This window comes from Rhodohalobacter sulfatireducens (assembly GCF_022012475.1).
Taxonomy (GTDB): domain Bacteria; phylum Bacteroidota; class Rhodothermia; order Balneolales; family Balneolaceae; genus Rhodohalobacter; species Rhodohalobacter sulfatireducens.
The window spans coordinates 80689-99961 of record NZ_JAKLWS010000015.1; the positions used below are offsets into that span (position 1 = coordinate 80689).

Here is a 19273-nt window from a genome sequence, read left to right on the forward strand (position 1 = left end):
TGCCAACGGAGGTTGGTTCCTGTCAGCGTCTATGCAAACGTCAACGCTGTCAGGACCTTCGGACGCTGACAGGTTGTTTGAAATTTAAATCATCACTTTTAAAGAACCATGAGCGAAATAATTGTCCTCGGTAGTTCCAATACGGATATGATTGTAAAAGTGCCCAGAATTCCTGCTCCGGGCGAGACAATTCTTGGCGGTGAATTTGTAAAAGCCGCCGGTGGTAAGGGAGCGAACCAGGCCGTGGCCGCTGCACGAAGCGGCGGAGATGTGACTTTTATTGCGAATACCGGAGATGATAACCTTGGAAAAGAAGCGATCGAAGGATTCAAAAAAGAGGGAATCAACACCAATCACATTTTTGTGGATGCGGATGCTCCCTCCGGGGTGGCACTCATTTTTGTGGGGGAAGACGGTGAAAACAGTATTGCCGTAGCATCAGGGGCGAATGGAAAATTAACTCCATCACAAATTGATGAAATAGAGTATGTTATATCCGGTGGAAGCATCCTGTTAACACAGCTTGAAACACCTCTTGAAACCGTTGAACGAGCGATTAAAATTGCCAATAAGAATGGTGTTAAAGTGATTCTGAATCCGGCTCCTGCTCAATCCCTGAGTGACGATCTTCTCAAACAAATTGATATCCTCACTCCCAATCAATCGGAAGCTGAGTTATTAACAGGAATAAAAGTTGATAATAAACAGAGTGCTCAAAAAGCAGCAGCCAATCTGATTTCAAAAGGTGTAAAAACCGTCATTCTCACGCTCGGTCCAGACGGAGCTTTTTTGATGAGTGAAGATTTTCAAAAAATGATTCCCGGCTTTAAAGTGGAAGCTGAAGATACAACTGCTGCCGGAGATACATTTAACGGAGCACTTGCTGTGGGACTGGCTGCAGGAAAAACAATGGAAGATGCCATTACGTGGGCTCATGCGGCAGCCGGACTTTCTGTGATGAAAATGGGGGCACAACCATCGATTCCACAACACGATGAGATTAACAATTTTCTTACCAATGCTACGAATTAGAAAGGCAAAACCATGAAAAACCTACATTCCATATTACTTATTCTGATAAGTTTTTTTCTTTTTTTATCCTGTCAACAAAATGAATCGGCTGATCAGAATTCACCAAATACATCATTAGTGAATCCAAATCTTGAGTACGAAGAGTACCAACCCAATGAATCTGATATTGTTATTTCCAGAGCTCAATATGCCGATAAACTCTATGGTTTCTGGCTGGCGCAAAACATCGCCAACTGGACCGGTTTGGTAACTGAGATGGATAAAATTGGGAATACGGGTGAAATCAAAACCGGTGATTTTTACACACGCGAGGACTGGGGAAAGCCCGATCAACCCAATATCTGGTCAGAGGAACCGAGTGAAATATCTGAGACAATTGATTTTGTCTTCCGGGATGAAGGTGAAGTCTGGGGATCCGATGATGACACAGATATCGAATATATGTATCAGCACCTTTTACTTGAAAATGAAACGAGCATTCTCACCGGCGAACAGATTCGTGAGGGATGGCTGAAGCATATAATGCATGAGGAGGAAAATTACCTTTGGGTATCCAATCAAACCGCACTGAATTTGATGATTGACGGGGAAACACCACCTGCCACAAGCAACCCGGATCTGAATCCAAATTATGATATGATTGATGCCCAACTAACCACCGAAATTTTTGGGCTCTTTGCTCCGGCCCAGCCTGATGTAGCATTAGAAATAGCTCACCTACCGATTCGAACAACCGCCAGAGAAAACGCAGCATGGATTTCCGAGTTTTATGTGATCATGCATTCGCTCGCATCTCGTGTTGATGAGAATCTTTCGATGCAGAACAAAATAATGTGGCTGGCGGATCGGGCATCAAACCGGTTGCCGGCGGAATCATATTCACGAAAAATGTATGATTTTGTGTTAGATCAATATGAATCCGGAGTAACTTGGGAAGAGGCCAGAGACAACCTTTATCAACGCTACCAGGTTGAGGAAGCCGACGGTTATACGATCTCTTCGAACGAACCGACTTGCAGCGGTTGCTTTGCAGCAGGGATCAACTTCGGAGCGAGTTTGGTCAGTCTTTTTTATGGAGAAGGCGATCTAAAAGAAACCATAAAAATTGGGGTTTTAGCCGGATGGGATTCTGATAATCCAACTGCAACCTGGGCAGGACTTTTAGGCTTTATGCTTGGAAAAGAGGGAGTTGAAGAGGCTTTCGGACGTACCTTTGCAGATCAATATAACATCCACAGAACTCGTCAGAATTTTCCCAATGGCGGAATGGATACATTTGAAAACATGGCTGAGAAGGGTGTTTTTATAATTGATAGAGCTGTACAGGAACAGATGAACGGAGGTATCGATCTTGAAGAAAATGTATGGTACATTCCTGATAGAGAATTAAATATTACTCAAACATCCAATAACTAAGAAAATGTTTCGATTAGCACTTACAATTCTCGCACTTTTTCTGATTTCAAATTATACATTGCAAGCCCAAAGTCCTGTCATTGCAGATGGGACTGAACTCAACCTGGTTTCCGATCAATTCTCATTCACCGAGGGGCCTGCAGCCGACAGCGAAGGGAATGTCTACTTCACAGATCAACCCAATAACGACATCTGGATTTACACCATTGATGGTGAACTGAATAAGTTTATGGATGAATCCGGACGATCAAATGGACTTTATTTTGCTGAGAATGGAGATCTACTGGCTTGTGCAGATGCAAAGAATGAGTTGTGGTCGATTTCTCCACACATGGTAGTTGAAGTTTTAGTAGATGGATACGAAGGAAAACGATTGAACGGACCCAATGACTTGTGGCCTGATCCAAGCGGCGGCATCTATTTTACGGACCCCTATTATCAGCGGGAGTATTGGGATCATACAGAGAAAGAGATCGAGGAGGAACGTGTTTATTATCTCTCTCCGGATCGGGAGGATTTGATCATCGTTGATGATGACTTGGTTCAACCCAACGGAATTATTGGGTCACCCGATGGTAATACGCTTTATGTGGCGGACATCGGAGATGGGAAAACGTACTCATACACTATTCATGAAGACGGAACCTTATCAAACAAAACTCTCTTTACCGAAATGGGTTCGGATGGTGTTACTCTTGATGAGCAAGGAAATCTCTACTTAACCGGCGATGGAGTAACTGTTTTTAATCAGGAAGGAGAACAGATTGAACACATTTCGGTTCCCCAAAACTGGACGGCAAATGTTACGTTTGGAGGTACAAACAATCAGACATTATTCATCACTGCTAGTACGGCTGTTTATACGTTGGAGATGAAAGTAAAAGGTGCTTCCTGAAAATGGAAAAAAACCTAAGAAATAGGTTCGTTTGTTCAATTATTACTTGAAAAAGATCCATTTACTCAGAATCCTTATAGATGAATTCTTTATTTTATTGATATAAGAAGTTTTTTCTCAATTAATAGATAGAGAGATGAGAAAGAATTCAGGCTTTCGCGGTAAAAAAATAGGATTGCTTTACATTTGGCTCACTGATTTTTGGCTATCTCTTTTCATTCTCAGCGGATCATTCTCATCATTAGAAACGCTTTACCTTAGCTATGCACCTGTTCCCAATAGCGGCAGAGAGATATCTACTCAGACAGATCGGGAATTGGATTCGCAGGCCATCGTATCACATTTTAACACTCGGAAAAATGAAAAAAACTAAATTTTTTTGTCCATATCTGATTTTAAAGGAAACTGAATTAAAAGTGATGACGGTGATATTGCTGTCATTACTTCTTGTTTTACCCTCCCAAGTTTTTGGGCAAGGGGAAACTCCTGAGATGAACTTGCACATGGCCGTTTTACAAGGAAATTTAGATATCGTACAGCAACATATCACATCCGGCTCAGATCTGGATCAGAAAGATGCATTTGGGTCTACTCCATTAATCATTGCAACCACATTTGGAAAGACAGATTTGGCAAAAATCTTAATTGAAGGCGGTGCAAACCTGGAAATCACTAACAACGAAGGCTCTTCACCGTTGATTATTGCTTCTCTTTTCGGTCGTACCGAAATCGTTAAATCCTTACTAAACCATGGCGCAAACAGGTATTACAGGAATAATGAAGGTTCCACGGCTTACGATATTGTGGCAGCTCCTTTCGAGGAAGACAAACCACTTTACGATCAACTGGCTACTGCATTAGCCCCCCTTGGGCTGAAACTTGATTATGAAAATATTAAATCTTCCCGTCCCAAAATCGCAGAAATGTTGCGCTCTGAAACCGAAGAGCTTAAAAATATCTTCTACCAACCATTGCAAGAAAATGATTGGAAAGTTTCTACTCCTGAGGAGCAGGAATTAGATCCCATGCTGATAGCAGAACTCTATCATGAAGCATCGAAACTTGAAACCATATATAGCCTGCTAGTGGTCAAGGACGGATATCTGGTAGCTGAAAAATATTTTAATGAAGGTACCATTGACCAAAAAGCCCGCTTGCAATCGGTGACTAAAAGCTTCACTTCGGCTCTCGTTGGAATTGCGTTGGAGCAGGGCTGTTTAGAAAGCGTAGATCAACCGATGATGGAATTTTTCCCTGAAATTCGTGAGCAAATCAGCGATACCAGAAAAGAGGAGATAACCATTCGCCACCTGCTTCAGATGCGGTCCGGATTTCCATGGGAGGAATCAACGCAAGAGTTGTTTGATTTACTATATGAGGGATTCCGGCCTTCAACCTTGGTCGATGTTGCCCTCACACACGACTTGGATACAGAATTTCAATACAGCAACCTTTCGTCCCATATACTTGGTATTATCGTAGCGCGGGCATGTGAGACCAACCTTAAATCATTCGCTCTGACACACCTGTTTGAACCGATGGATATAAAACCGGGCGAGTGGATACAGGATTGGGAAGGATACTATAACGGTCACGGAGATCTCCACCTAACGGCGCGCGATGCAGCCAAATTTGGCCTCCTATATCTGGGTTATGGCAGATACAAAGGGAATCAAATCGTACCGGCAGCATGGGTAGGAAATTCACTTCAAAACTACTCGGAAAATGTCAATTCTGCGGGTATAAGAAATGGTAGTGTGGGCAGGTACCTGAAAAACATTGGCTACGGTTACCAATGGTGGTCGGCCGCTGTAGATGATTATCGTTTCAACCTGGCATGGGGGCACGGGGGACAATTCATTTTCCTGCTGGATGAGTACGATATGGTCGTTGTAGTTACCTCTGATCCATTCTTCGGCCAACATGATGATGAAGCCTGGAAACATGAACGTTCTAATATCAATCTTGTAGGAAAATTTATTCAGTCTTTGCTCAAAAGTGATCCATTAAAATAATATTCAAAGCTGGTAAGATGAATATATGATGGGTTAAAGCTTTGAAAACCGACGGTTTTATTACTTTCTCATCCTTATTTCAAGTGACATTTAGTTTTCATAATATTCGTCAATCTTTTCGTTTTTCCATCCATTAGGTCAGACTTTAGCTATTCTTATTTATGAAAATCTGTGTTGCTCAAATAAAATCTATACCCGGTGATATTCAACAAAATTCAGCCATGCACATAAAGTATGTTGACCTCGCCGTATCTTTTGGTGCACATGCCATCTTTTTCCCGGAACTCTCTCTTACGGGTTATGAACCAACATCAGCAATAGATTTAGCAATAAATCTTGGTGATAAAAGACTGAATATTTTCCAAAAAATCAGTGACTCAAGTAACATTATTATTGGTATTGGAGCACCTACGATGCATACAGATGGCACCTGTATCAGTATGGTAATCATTCAGCCCAATCAATCAAGACGCCTGTATTCAAAACAATTTTTACATGAAGATGAAAAACAATACTTCGTCAGCGGAAAAAAATCACCAATATTGAAAATCGGTGACCATAAAATTGCCATTGCCATCTGTTATGAGATTTCAGCTCCTGCGCATTGTAAAAATGCTTACGAAAAAGGGGCTAATATCTATCTTGCAAGTACCGCGAAATATTCATCGGGAATCGACAAAACTTTAGATAAACTCTCGCAAATTGCCGATAAATATTCTATGACTGTACTACTGTCGAACTGTATTGGTAGGACAGATGGAAATGAATTTGCCGGTAAGTCCTCTGTCTGGAATGACAGAGGTACTTTACTCGCTCAGCTGGGAAATTCGCAAGAGGGTATGCTCATCCTGGATACTGAAACGCAAATGACTTCAGAGATACTATAAAACCAGCGATTTTCTAATTTACTTCTTTAAACTCTCCTGGAGTTTCTCCCAATCTGAAATAAACCGCTCAAGGCCCGTATCTGTCAATGGGTGCTTCAGCAGTTGCTCAATAACTTTGAGTGGCATTGTGGCAACATCAGCGCCAAGCCGTGCAGCTTCAAGCACGTGCATCGGATGACGAATACTCGCTGCCAGGATTTCCGTCTCAAAGCCGTAATTATCATAAATCTGTACGATGTCTTCTATGATGGTCATTCCGTCGTTGGAAATATCATCCACTCGACCAATAAAAGGTGAGATATAGGTGGCACCGGCTTTTGCGGCAATCATTGCCTGGGTTGCAGAAAAGCAGAGTGTGCAATTTGTTTTAATACCTTCTTCCGTAAATGTTTTAATCGCTTTTATGCCATCTTTAATCAATGGAACTTTTACGACAACATTATCCGCAATGGATGCAATATTTCTGCCTTCCGCAATGATATCAGCATATTCAGTTGAAATGACTTCAGCGGAAACGTCACCATCAACTATATCACAGATTTTTGCAATATGTCCTTCAAAATCACTCACACCAACTTTGTGGCAAAGACTGGGATTGGTAGTCACACCGTCCAGTACTCCCAAGTCATTGGCTTCCTGAATTTCATTCAAATCGGCTGTATCAATAAAAAATTTCATAGTGGATAATATTTTTTGGTTTCTTCTTGTTTCAAATATAATGAATGTATAGAATCAACAAAGAGTGAATTTTATTTATTTGGTTCAGGATTTTATATCTTTAATAAAATCAAACAAACCACTTTTCAATTATGAGTAAATCAGGAAAAGATTTTGCACTTGGATTAATAACCGGTGCAGCACTTGGCACAATAGCTGCTCTTCTTTACGCACCCGATTCCGGAACTAACACACGAGACAGGCTGTCTTACCAACTGAGTAAGTATGTTGATGAGATCAATCGTATGATCAAAAAACTTCAGGATGAAAAGGAAAAATATTCATCGGATGCCAAACAGAAGGGTGACGATGTGGTTACAGATGCCAAGAAACGTGCCGATGACCTCATCAAAGAGGCTGAAGAACTTCTTGAGAATATTGAGAAATCTAAAAGAAATTAGATTCAAATAGCGCAAACAGCGCAAACGTCCTTGTTTTCATACTGATTCCGAAGGAGACCTTCGGAATCATCTGCAGAAGCTCCGCTTCTATTTATATATGCGCGATCCAGATTTACTACCTTTCTTTTACTGAGAAGCAGAACTTCTCTTTGGCGTTCCGAAGCTCTTGCTTCGGAACGAGATCCAAGTGAGTTGCGCTTCAATCTATCTCATCACAGTTTTATCGCTAATCTTTGTTTTGAATTGCAAATTTTCTCTGTGCATATCAAAGTCAGCGATTCGATACAAAATAATTGATTCCCCCTAATAAAAAACCGCGAAGTTTTTGAATCATCGCGGTTTTCAATTGTAAACTTACTTTCTAAAACAAAAAAGCCCTGATTCTCATCAGGGCTTTTTCCTATTCTATTCGTTTTCTTCTTCCGCTTCCGGATTGTCCGCTCCAAGTGTTTCGAACACTTTTTGGACTTCTTCGTCCTGCTCGTCGAGATCTGCTTTTGAACCAACAATAAGTTCTTCGTATTTCTGCAGTCCTGTACCGGCAGGTACTTTGTGACCCACAATCACATTCTCTTTCAGGCCACGGAGGTGATCTTTCTTCGCCTCGATGGATGCCTGTGTAAGAACTTTTGTGGTTTCCTGGAAGGATGCGGCAGACAACCAACTTTCGGTTGAAAGCGATGCACGTGTAATTCCAAGCAGAATTGGCTTCGAAATGGCCGGTTCTGCTTCACGTGTCTGTAATTCGTCTAAGCCTTCCTTGATCATCTCATTGTTGTAATCTCGAACTTCACGTCTGTCGAGGATCTTACCTCGTTTCAGATCGCTGCCACCCGGATCAGTTACAACAAATTTACCGATCAATTCATCATTCTTATTGTTCAGCTCGAATCGGTCAACTTTATCACCTTCGAGGAACATCGTGTCACCCGGATCAGTTACCTCAACCTTCTGCATCATGGTGCGCACAATAACCTCAATGTGCTTATCATTAATTTTCACACCCTGCAGTCGGTATACCTCCTGGATCTCATTTACCAAGTAAGACTGAACAGCAAATGGTCCAAGAATATTGAGGATCTCCTGCGCCGGAATGGTTCCGTCGGAAAGTGCCTGACCTGCTTTCACAAAGTCGTTTTCCTGAACGAGGATATGCTTAGACAGCGAGATTAAATATTTCTTCTCTTCAGTGCCATCTTTACTCTCAACAATTACTTCCTGAGAACCTCGTTTTCGACCGCCCATTCGAACGATACCATCAATCTCAGATACAGTTGCCGGATCGCTTGGTGACCGTGCTTCAAACAGCTCGGTTACACGTGGAAGACCCGCGGTAATATCTTTCGATTTGGAAGCAGCCCTTGGAATCTTAGCCAGAACCTGTCCCGCCTGAACTTTTTCGCCGTCATCTACAACGATATGAGTTTCAACAGGGAGCGTATTCTCGCGGATTCGATCATCGTCACCCTTCACAACAAGTGTAGGTACAAGTGATCGGTCTCGGGAATCGATAATTACCTTTTCCCTGTGTCCTGTCTGTGCATCGGTATCAGCGGTGTAAGTAATTTCTTCGATGATATCCTTATACTCAACAGTACCTTCTAACTCACTAAATATCAGTGCGTTGTATGGATCCCACTTACAGAGAGGCATTCCTTTTGGAACTTTATCACCCTCTTCTACAAGCATTTCAGCTCCATAAGGTACATTGTACGTATTGAGAACTTTTCCGTCTTCGCCGGTGATCTTCATCTCACCCGCACGGCTCAATACCACATTGTGGATCTCTTCGCCATCATCATACTCTACAACACGTACATTTTCAAATTCAATCTTTCCATCAAATTTGGCTTTGTGTTGTGAATCAGATTCCAGTCGGGAGGCAGTCCCACCAACGTGGAAGGTTCGAAGTGTTAACTGAGTACCCGGCTCACCAATGGACTGTGCTGCAATAACACCCACAGCTTCACCCACCTGAACGAGTGCGTTACGAGACATATCACGTCCATAACACTTGGCACAAACACCACGCTCAGTTTCGCATGTAAGTACGGATCGAATTTCAACTTCTTCAATGCTTGTTTCGGCAACCTTCTTAGCAATTTTCTCTGTAATCAACTCATTCGCATCACAGATATGGTCATCGCTGATAGGATCACGAATCTCGTGCATTGATACTCTACCGATAATCCTGTTTTCAAGGCTTTCGATAATATCTTCGTTGTCTTTCAGAGCCTGCATCTTAATTCCACGCAGGGTTCCACAATCATTCTCATTGATAATGATATCCTGTGAAACGTCAACAAGTCGTCTTGTTAGGTAACCGGCATCAGCTGTTTTCAGAGCTGTATCGGCCAAACCTTTACGTGCACCGTGAGTTGAAATAAAGTATTCAAGTACAGTCAACCCCTCACGGAAACTTGAAAGAATCGGATTTTCAATAACCTCATTGCCCTGTTGCATGGAGCTTTTCTGAGGCTTCGCCATCAATCCACGCATACCACCAAGCTGACGAATCTGTTCTTTCGAACCTCGTGCACCGGAGTCGGCCATCATGTACACTGCATTGAAGCCATCCTTGTCTTCTGCAAGACTTTGGAATAGTGTCTCAGATACACGGTTTGTGGTACTTGTCCATTTATCAATTACCTGGTTATAACGCTCATTATCCGTGATGAAACCCATTTCATATCGGTCCTGGATTTCAGCAACTTCGCTCTGAGCTTTATCGATCAGTTCTTGCTTGGCTTCCGGAATAATGATGTCTTCAAGGCTGAACGATAAGCCACCTGTGGTTGCTCGCTCAAAACCCATACGCTTCATCTTATCGAGGAAATCAGCTGTTATTGTTGTTCCTGTTGAGCTGTGAATATCACCAATTAGTGTTCGGAGCTCTTTTTTACCAAGAGTCTTGTTCACAAAACCAATATTCTCGGGTACAATTCTATTGAATAGAACTCGCCCTGTAGTGGTTTTTATGATCTCATACTCAGTTTCACCGTCTTCATTCACTTTCGGAATTCGAACGTTGATTTTGGCGTGAACATCAATTTTGTTCTGATCATAGGCAACGAGTACTTCATCTGGATTGGCAAATGTCTTGCCTTCACCGCGTTTGCCATTACCCATTTTTGTGAGATAATATATCCCCAAAATCATATCCTGCGATGGAACCGCAATGGGTCCACCACTTGCAGGACTCAAGATATTATGTGATCCAAGCATCAGGATAGATGCTTCAAGTACAGCATCATGACTCAAAGGAAGGTGAACAGCCATTTGGTCACCGTCAAAGTCAGCGTTAAACGCTGTACATGAGAGTGGATGCAATCGAATAGCTTTCTCTTCAATTAATACCGGCTGATATGCCTGGATTCCCAACCTATGCAATGTCGGTGCACGGTTCAGCAGAACAGGGTGACCGTCAATTACATTTTCGAGTACTTCCCAGACTACCTGGTCTCTTCGATCAACAACCTTCTTAGCACTTTTCACCGTTTTCACATATCCACGCTCAATGAGTCGTCGGATTACAAATGGTTTGTAAAGTTCGATAGCCATCTCTTTCGGAAGGCCACACTCATGCATTTTCAGTTCCGGACCTACAACAATTACAGATCGGCCGGAATAATCAACACGCTTACCGAGAAGGTTTTGTCTGAATCGCCCGCTCTTTCCTTTCAGCATGTCACTGAGGGATTTCAGAGGACGATTATTATTTCGTACTGCGTTTGATTTTCTTGAGTTATCATAAAGAGAATCAACAGCTTCCTGGAGCATTCGTTTCTCATTTCTGAGAATTACATCAGGAGCTTTGATATCGATCAATCTCTTCAAACGATTATTTCTGATGATAACTCGTCGATATAGATCATTCAGATCTGAAGTAGCAAATCGTCCACCTTCGAGCGGTACTAGCGGCCGAAGTTCCGGTGGAATAACCGGTATTACACTTTGAATCATCCACTTGGGATTATTCTCTGTGTGCTGATTTGCAGAACGGAAGGACTCAATTACCTGGAGTCTCTTCAGTTTTTTCTTCTTACGCATCTGAGATGTTTCATTTTTCACTTCATCTCTCAGCGTGTAAGCAAGGCTGTCCAGATCCATGTTGGTGAGAAGTGCCTCAATAGCTTCGGCACCATCTTTCACGATGAATTTGTCTTCATCGTCATCATCCATTTCGTAATGATCCTCAGGAAGTTGATCGAGAATATCGAATTTCTCTTCCTCAGAAATCATGTCTCCTCTTTTATACCCGAGGTCTCTTGCGAAGCCCGGGTTGATTACTACAAAAGTTTCGTAGTAAACAATTTTTTCGAGGTTTTTGGATGAATAACCCAGCAAATAAGCAATCTTGCTCGGTAAAGACTTGAAGTACCAGATGTGTACGATCGGAACCGTAAGGGTAATATGTCCCATACGTTCTCTACGTACAGCTTTACGGGTTACTTCAACACCGCAACGGTCACAAATAATCCCTTTATAACGGATTCGCTTGTATTTTCCACAGTGGCATTCATAATCTTTAACCGGACCGAAGATCTTTTCACAGAAAAGACCGTCCATTTCCGGTTTGAATGTTCTGTAATTGATCGTTTCTGGTGTAAGAACTTCTCCATGCGATCGGGATAAAATGGTTTCGGCAGATGCCAAAGATATCCCAATATTGTCGAAGTCTTTTTTAACAGTTAATGTTTGAGTAGACGGCAAAGGAAAACCTCCTTTTGGATTTAATTAACAGAACAAAATATTAGTCGATATGGATTTCGAGACCGAGACCCATCAATTCGCGTAATAAAACTTTAAACGATTCAGGTACATCGCCTTCGGGCAGGTTCTCACCTTTCACGATGGCTTCATAAACCTTAGATCGTCCTTTCACATCATCACTTTTAACAGTGAGCATCTCTTTCAAAATATTGGCCGCACCATAAGCATAAAGTGCCCAAACCTCCATTTCACCAAGTCGCTGGCCACCAAACTGTGCTTTACCACCCAGAGGCTGCTGCGTAATTAATGAATATGGACCAATTGATCGGGCGTGCATCTTATCCTCAACCAAGTGATTGAGTTTCAGCATGTACATGTACCCTACGGTGGTTTTTTGATTCAACTGCTCACCGGTTTGGCCATCATACAAGTGCACACGTCCGTCTTTTGGAAGTCCGGCTTTTTCCAGCTCTTCCTGGACCTGGTCGTAAGATGCACCATCAAAAATCGGCGATGCATATTTAACGCCAAGCTTCTTGCCTGCCCAACCCAGTATAGTTTCATATATCTGGCCAAGGTTCATTCGGGAAGGTACACCAAGCGGATTCAGTACGATATCAACAGGTGTGCCATCTTCCATGTACGGCATATCTTCAACGGGTACAACTTTGGCAATTACACCTTTGTTACCGTGTCGACCGGCCATCTTGTCACCAACCTGCATTTTTCGCTTCTTGGCAACATAGACTTTGGCTTTCTGGATAATTCCCGGTGGCAGCTCATCGCCAACCTGAATCTGGTACTTGCGACGCTTCGCTTCGGTATCAATATCTCTTCGAAGTTCCCTGTAATTCTTAAAGAGTAACTTCACATGCTTTACAAGCTCCTCGTCGGTCGCCCAGTCAATATTTTCATTAATATTCACAGGATCGAGCTCTTCAAAAACGGATTTTTTATACTTCTCTCCTTTTGGAATCAACTCAACATCACTGTAGTTGTAAACTCCCGGAGAAGTTTTATCCCGAAGAAGGCTGTACATTTTGTCAGCCCATTTTTGGTTGAGATCGGCAAGCTTTTTAGCATGCCGCTCATTTTCCTGCTCAACCATTTTCTTCTCTTCCTTTCTGGAGATTTGTTCATCCCGCTTACGGCTGAACAATTTCGTATTGATGACAACCCCTGATACACCGGGAGGTGTTTTCATGGATGCATCTTTCACGTCGCCGGCTTTATCGCCGAAAATTGCGCGGAGCAGTTTTTCTTCCGGAGTTGGATCGGTCTCTCCTTTCGGAGTGATTTTACCAACAAGAATATCCCCGTGGTTTACTTTTGCACCAACACGGATAATTCCTCGTTCATCGAGATCTTTTGTAGCATCTTCGCTTACATTTGGAATCTCGCGAGTCAGTTCTTCTTCACCACGCTTTGTATCTCGAACCTGTTGTTCAAATTCAGTGATATGAATGGATGTATATACATCATCCTGAACGATTCGCTCACTAATGACGATAGCATCCTCAAAGTTATAACCACGCCACGGCATGAAAGCCACAAGAAGGTTTCTGCCAAGTGCCAATTCGCCATCTTCAGTAGCACAGCCGTCAGCAATAGCTTCGCCTTCTTTCACTTTATCACCAACACTTACGATTGGCCGCTGGTTTACAGTTGTATCCTGGTTACTTCGTTCAAATTTCTGGAGAGTGTAGCTTTTAATTCCTTCATCGAAATAGCAATCCTGCTCCATCTCTGTACGCTCGTACTTTATGCGAATCTCATCGCCACTCACGTACATCACTTCACCATCACCTTCGGCAGTTATGATTGCGCGAGAATCTTTCGCAGCGCGTTGTTCCAGTCCCGTACCCACAATGGGTGATTCGGGTCGCAACAGCGGTACAGCTTGTCGCTGCATGTTTGAGCCCATCAATGCACGGTTGGCATCATCATGCTCAATAAACGGAATAAGTGCCGCTGCTAACGAGGTAATTTGGTTCGCAGAAACGTCCATATATTCGATTTGATCCGGTTTTGCCAAACCTACGTTACTGTCTCTGAATCGAGAGAAGATGGATTCATTCACAAAAGCACCTTCATCAGTAATTGGCGCGTTAGCCTGCGCAATAACGGTTTCATCTTCCTGCTCAGCAGCAAGATATTCTACATGATTGGTTACATTGCCTTCCTCCACTTTTCTGTAAGGAGTTTCAATAAATCCGAAGTCATTCACTTTTGCATGAACACAAAGTGATGTAATCAAACCAATGTTAGGACCTTCAGGTGTTTCAATCGGGCAAAGACGACCATAATGAGTATAGTGAACGTCTCGAACTTCGAAACCGGCTCTTTCGCGGGTCAAACCACCAGGGCCTAATGCTGACATACGTCGTTTGTGTGTCAACTCAGCGACCGGATTTGTTTGATCCATAAACTGAGAAAGCTGGTTGGTTCCGAAGAAACTGTTAATCACACTTGAGATAGTACGTGCGTTAACAAGATCCTGGGGAGTTAACTGTTCTGCATCCCTTGAGTTCATTCGTTCACGAATCGTACGGGCCATTCGTGCCAAACCGATTGAGAACTGCTGTCCCAACTGTTCACCAACAGTTCGCACACGACGGTTACTCAGATGATCAATGTCATCTACCTGAGATTTCATCTCTTTGAGGCGTATGACCTCTTTAACAATGGCAACGATATCTTCCTTGGTGAGATATTGTATATCCGGGTCGATATCCAATTTCAAACGCTTATTGAGTCGGTATCGACCTACTTCTCCAAGATCATACTTCTTGTCGCTGAAGAATAATCGTTCAAGTACTTGTCGGGCAGTTTCAGGATCAGGCATTTCACCGGTTCTGATCTGCTGATAAATCTCACCCAGTGCCGTTACGTCGTCATGAGAAGGGTCTTTTCTCAACGTATTCATAATAACAGACCGTTCTGATTCTTCTTCATCGATCTTTTGAACCAGAACTTTCTCTACATTGGCTTCTTTAAGCACACCGTAGTCGTCCTCAGTTAATTCATGATCGCGCTCCAGAAGAACTCTTCGTTCAGTTGCTTCAGTTACTTCACCGGTTTCATCATCCACAACCTCCTCGGTTACTTCAACGGTGATGTCTGTTGCTAATCTCTTGCCTACAAGATTGTCGTTATATTTTTTCTTTGAACCGAAAGTTTCTTCTTCAGAAAGTTCAAAGAGGCTCAGAACATCGAGGTCTGTAGAAAATCCGAGAGCACGTAAGAGAGTAGTCGCTGGTATTTTTTTCTTCCTGTCGATATAGGCCCAAAGTACATCACGGATATCGTTGGTAAACTCAATCCAAGATCCTTTAAAAGGAATAACCCGTGCTGAGTACAATACAGTACCATTCGGATGTACATTCTGGCCGAAAAATACACCAGGGGATCGGTGCAACTGGCTTACAATCACACGCTCGGCTCCATTAACGATAAATGTTCCGCGTTCTGTCATCCAGGGCAGGTCTCCAAGAAAAACTTCCTGCTCAATAGTTTCAGACGCTTCATCGGAACTATCGGCGGCCGAGAGTCTTAATTTTGCCTTCAACGGAATAGCGTAGGTGAGTCCGCGTTCCTGGCATTCTCTGATATTATATTTCGGTGTATCGACAGAATAATAGATAAATTCCAGGATATGAGTTTCCCTTGAATCCTGGATTGGGAAATTCTCATTGAAAATTCTCTGCAACCCTTGATTCTTTCGATCGTTAGGAGCAACATCAAGCTGCGCAAAACTGTTGAAAGATTCGAGTTGTATATCTAAGAAGTCTGGATAATCTATTACATTTTTAATTCTGCCGAATGAAAGGCGATCGGTAAACGGGATTTTCTCCATAGTTGTACTCTAAAGGACTTCTCCTTAGTTAAAAAGAAATGTGAGAGAACTCTGTTCGATGAATGAGTTCTTTATTGGAAATCTCACATATGATTTAGACGCCAAAAGCCAACACCTAAAATAGATGTCGGCTAAGGGCAATAGTCGGTTTTGCCGGTTACTTGAGCTCTACTTCTGCTCCGGCTTCTTCAAGTTTAGCTTTCAGATCTTCAGCTTCTGCTTTAGCAACTGCTTCTTTTACAGCATTAGGTGCATTATCAACCAGTTCTTTGGCTTCTTTCAGTCCAAGACCGGTGATGCTGCGTACTTCTTTAATCACTGCAATTTTCTTAGCACCAGCAGATTTTAGAACAACATCAAATTCTGTTTGTTCTTCAGCGGCATCTCCTTCTCCACCACCTGCGCCACCACCAGCTACAGCTACAGCGGCAGCGGCAGGTTTGATGTCGTATTCTTCTTCAAGAACTTTTGCAAGTTCATTTGCTTCTTTGATCGTTAAGTTAACGAGTTGTTCTGCGATTTCTTTAACGTCAGCCATTGTTATTATTCTCCGTTCGTCGGTTTAATTAAAAAATTTTTAGTGTATGTTATTCGTCGCCTTCTTCAGCGATTGATTGAATTGCTCCTGCCAGATTGCTTCCTTGTGCTTGCAATCCACTTACTACGTTCGACATTGGTGCCATCAACAGACCAATAATATCGCCGATAACTTCGCTCTTAGACTTCATTGCGGCCAGCGTATCTAGTTGGTCTTCTGTATAATAATCACCGTCAATTAAGGCAGCCTTAAATTTTGGCTTGTCATTCTCCTTAATGTAGCTTTTTAAGACTTTGGCAGGTGCAGCCAGCTCTTCTTCCACAAATGCAAAGCCGTTTTGCTCAGCGAGATGTGGATAGAGGTCTTCATATCCGCCAATTGTATCCATCGCTCTTTTAATCAGTGTATTTTTATACACCTTAAAGCGCACATTACCTTCACGAAACTTTCCACGCAATTCACCCATATCTCCAACAGACATGCCGGAGTAATTGGTGATATATACAGCGTTTGAATTATTAAGCTGTTCGGTAATTTCTTCTACAACTGCCTTTTTTTCTGTTAATGTTGGCATTGTTTTAACTGTTTAATTTCTAAATTGAAACAATTGATGATCGGCTAATTTCAATACTGGGCCCCATCGTGGTACTTAAAAAAGCACTTCTGACGTATTGACCTTTGGCAGATGCCGGCCGTAATCTCATAATGGTTTGCAGAAATGAAATAAGGTTTTCGCGCAATTCACTTGCATCGAAGCTTACTTTTCCTACGGATGTATGGAGAATACCTGTTTTATCAACCCGGAAATCAATCTTACCGGCTTTAAATTCTTTAACAGTTTCCTCAACATCAGTAGTTACTGTTCCACTTTTAGGATTCGGCATCAAGCCACGTGGTCCCAAATGTCGACCGAGCTTACCAATTTTGCCCATAACATCTGGTGTAGCAATGATTACGTCAACTTCAGCCCAACCATCTTCAATTTTCTCAATGTATTCATCAAGACCAACATAGTCGGCTCCGGCTTCTTTCGCTTCTTCCTGTTTTGCCTCATTTACGAAAGCAAGTACACGAATCTCTTTACCAGTTCCGTGCGGAAGCGAAACAGTGCCACGAACCATCTGATCTGCATGACGAGGATCTACACCTAACCGAAGATCAAGATCTACGGAAGCGTCGAAAGACGTTGTGCTTGTTTGCTTCACAAGATCACAAGCCTCCTCGAGGGTATATTCCCTTTCAGGGTCAATCAATTCAGCGACCTGTTGATATTTCTTACTTCTGTTTGCCATTTCTTATCATCCTGTTAATTATCTCGGATTACTCTCAAACCCATACTTCTGGCGGTACCTGCAATCATCTCTGCAGCGTTGTCAACATCATATGCATTCAGATCTTCCATCTTTTGTTGTGCAATTTCTCTGCACTGGTCGAAGGTAACTTTCCCGACTTTAGCTCGGTTCGGTTCACCTGATCCTGATTTGATGTTGGCAGCTTTTTTGAGAAGTACTGCGGCTGGCGGAGTTTTCGTTTTGAAGCTAAACGATTTGTCCGCATACACAGTAATCTCAACAGGTATAATGGTACCTGACTTTTCCTGGGTTTGTGCATTAAATGCTTTACAAAACTCCATAATATTGATGCCTGCCTGACCCAAAGCTGGCCCCACGGGTGGGGCGGGATTGGCCTGACCACCAACAATTTGAAGTTTAAGCACTGTATCTACTTTTTTTGCCATATAGAATCAATTAGTGATTCATGCTTCTGTTTGCTGCGTAATAGCTCACGTTTAAGTTGTTAAGTGGTAGATTCAACCTGGTTCAGATCAACCTCAACCGGTGTTTTTCTACCAAAAATGCTTACAAGTACTCGTAATTTCAGTTTATCTGTGAGTACTTCCTGAACCGTTCCATCAAACTCTTTGAACGGTCCGTCAATTACTTTTACAATATCACCCTCTTTATACGGGATATCCACAACCCCGCCTTTTTCGGCCATCTCTTCACTATCCATTACTCGGCCGAGAATACGATCTACCTCTCGTTTTTTAAGAGGAGTAGGGGTTACGTCACTTTTTCCTGCTTTCAAAAAACCAATGCAGGATGGTGCCGCTTGTACCAAATTGTTTACCTCTTCGTCGTATTTGGTATAAACCAAAATATATCCTGGGAAAAAGTTTTTCTCTTTCGTGCGTTTTTTTCCAGACCTGATTTCAACAACAGTTTCAGTTGGAATCAGTATCTCCTTTATCTTGTGTTCAAGTCCCTGGTCTTCAATTTCTCTCGTCAGAAACTCCTTCACTTTTTTCTCGTGACTGGAAAAACATCGAACTACATACCAATCAAATCCGTCGTCATTTCTTTCTTTGGCTGAACTCATTGATAGATTGCCCCCAAAATGGTGCTATAAACTTGATCAACTCCAAAGATGAACGCAGAAATAATAATTGTAAACACGATCACAATGATTGTACTGTCGATTAATTCTTGTTGAGACGGCCATGATACTTTTGCCATCTCCTTGCGAACACCTTCTATGAATTCTTTTATTTTCTTCATAATCAATCTATTACCTGATAGCACGGGTGGAGAGACTCGAACTCCCGACACCTGGTTTTGGAGACCAGTGCTCTGCCAACTGAGCTACACCCGTAGTAAAACACAAGGCAAAGTTCCCTTTACCTTGTAGATTCACCTACGACTTTAATCAGTCGTTAATTTCACTAACCACGCCCGCTCCGACGGTACGTCCGCCTTCGCGAATCGCAAACCGAAGGCCTTTCTCCATCGCCACCGGCTGGATC

At 42.5% G+C, this 19273-nt stretch carries 17 protein-coding genes and 1 tRNA gene; 7 read left to right on the forward strand and 11 right to left on the reverse strand.

Features of this window, described 5'->3' with window-relative positions; all coding sequences use genetic code 11:
• Positions 1–108: 108 nt before the first annotated feature.
• The 6 genes from rbsK to L6773_RS12515 all read left to right on the forward strand — a co-directional run bounded on the left by rbsK (position 109) and on the right by L6773_RS12515 (position 6245).
• Entirely contained in the window at positions 109–1032 is a 924-nt protein-coding gene (rbsK, locus tag L6773_RS12490) for a ribokinase (RefSeq protein ID WP_237854762.1), read from the forward strand.
• 12 nt (positions 1033–1044) lie between these two features.
• Entirely contained in the window at positions 1045–2448 is a 1404-nt protein-coding gene (locus L6773_RS12495) for an ADP-ribosylglycohydrolase family protein (protein ID WP_237854763.1), read from the forward strand.
• Between the two features lie 4 nt (positions 2449–2452).
• Entirely contained in the window at positions 2453–3343 is an 891-nt protein-coding gene (locus L6773_RS12500) for an SMP-30/gluconolactonase/LRE family protein (RefSeq protein WP_237854764.1), read from the forward strand.
• Positions 3344–3479: 136 nt separating this feature from the next.
• A complete protein-coding gene (locus L6773_RS12505; RefSeq protein WP_237854765.1) occupies positions 3480–3716 on the forward strand; it encodes a hypothetical protein in 237 nt (78 codons plus the stop codon).
• On the forward strand, positions 3703–5358 hold the full coding sequence (locus tag L6773_RS12510; protein WP_237854766.1) for a serine hydrolase: 1656 nt from the start codon (positions 3703–3705) through the stop codon (positions 5356–5358). Before L6773_RS12505 ends, L6773_RS12510 begins: the two co-directional genes overlap by 14 nt.
• Before the next feature lie 161 nt (positions 5359–5519).
• Positions 5520–6245 carry a carbon-nitrogen hydrolase family protein gene (locus L6773_RS12515; protein WP_237854767.1) on the forward strand — a complete coding sequence of 242 codons (726 nt, stop codon included), beginning with the start codon at positions 5520–5522 and terminating at the stop codon, positions 6243–6245.
• Between the two features lie 18 nt (positions 6246–6263).
• Here the strand turns inward: L6773_RS12515 and fsa are convergent, their stop codons facing one another.
• Positions 6264–6923, reverse strand: coding sequence for a fructose-6-phosphate aldolase (gene fsa, locus L6773_RS12520; RefSeq protein ID WP_237854768.1), 660 nt, complete (start codon positions 6921–6923; stop codon positions 6264–6266).
• 131 nt (positions 6924–7054) lie between these two features.
• Here fsa and L6773_RS12525 point away from each other — a divergent pair, with 131 nt between their 5' ends.
• Entirely contained in the window at positions 7055–7363 is a 309-nt protein-coding gene (locus L6773_RS12525; RefSeq protein ID WP_237854769.1) for a YtxH domain-containing protein, read from the forward strand.
• Positions 7364–7768: 405 nt separating this feature from the next.
• On the opposite strand, the gene rpoC is transcribed toward L6773_RS12525, so the two are convergent.
• From rpoC to L6773_RS12575, 10 genes are all read right to left on the reverse strand, one after another.
• Entirely contained in the window at positions 7769–12076 is a 4308-nt protein-coding gene (gene rpoC / locus L6773_RS12530; RefSeq protein ID WP_237854770.1) for a DNA-directed RNA polymerase subunit beta', read from the reverse strand.
• A 40-nt stretch (positions 12077–12116) separates the two neighbouring features.
• Positions 12117–15932: a DNA-directed RNA polymerase subunit beta gene (rpoB, locus tag L6773_RS12535; protein ID WP_237854771.1), complete on the reverse strand. Its 3816-nt coding sequence runs from the start codon at positions 15930–15932 to the stop codon at positions 12117–12119.
• Between the two features lie 157 nt (positions 15933–16089).
• Complete coding sequence (gene rplL / locus L6773_RS12540; protein WP_237854772.1) at positions 16090–16470, reverse strand: 50S ribosomal protein L7/L12; 381 nt, start codon at positions 16468–16470, stop codon at positions 16090–16092.
• A 49-nt stretch (positions 16471–16519) separates the two neighbouring features.
• Entirely contained in the window at positions 16520–17044 is a 525-nt protein-coding gene (gene rplJ / locus L6773_RS12545) for a 50S ribosomal protein L10 (protein ID WP_237854773.1), read from the reverse strand.
• A 19-nt stretch (positions 17045–17063) separates the two neighbouring features.
• Positions 17064–17762, reverse strand: a complete 699-nt coding sequence (rplA, locus tag L6773_RS12550) for a 50S ribosomal protein L1 (RefSeq protein WP_237854774.1) — start codon at positions 17760–17762, stop codon at positions 17064–17066.
• A 14-nt stretch (positions 17763–17776) separates the two neighbouring features.
• On the reverse strand, positions 17777–18208 hold the full coding sequence (rplK, locus tag L6773_RS12555) for a 50S ribosomal protein L11 (RefSeq protein WP_237854775.1): 432 nt from the start codon (positions 18206–18208) through the stop codon (positions 17777–17779).
• A 59-nt stretch (positions 18209–18267) separates the two neighbouring features.
• Positions 18268–18849, reverse strand: a complete 582-nt coding sequence (gene nusG / locus L6773_RS12560) for a transcription termination/antitermination protein NusG (RefSeq protein ID WP_237854776.1) — start codon at positions 18847–18849, stop codon at positions 18268–18270.
• On the reverse strand, positions 18846–19028 hold the full coding sequence (gene secE / locus L6773_RS12565) for a preprotein translocase subunit SecE (protein ID WP_237854777.1): 183 nt from the start codon (positions 19026–19028) through the stop codon (positions 18846–18848). Before secE ends, nusG begins: the two co-directional genes overlap by 4 nt.
• A gap of 21 nt (positions 19029–19049) precedes the next feature.
• Positions 19050–19122 (reverse strand) — tRNA-Trp (locus L6773_RS12570).
• 54 nt (positions 19123–19176) lie between these two features.
• A partial coding sequence (locus tag L6773_RS12575; RefSeq protein WP_237854778.1) for an EF-Tu C-terminal domain-related protein occupies positions 19177–19273 on the reverse strand: 97 nt, incomplete at its 5' end.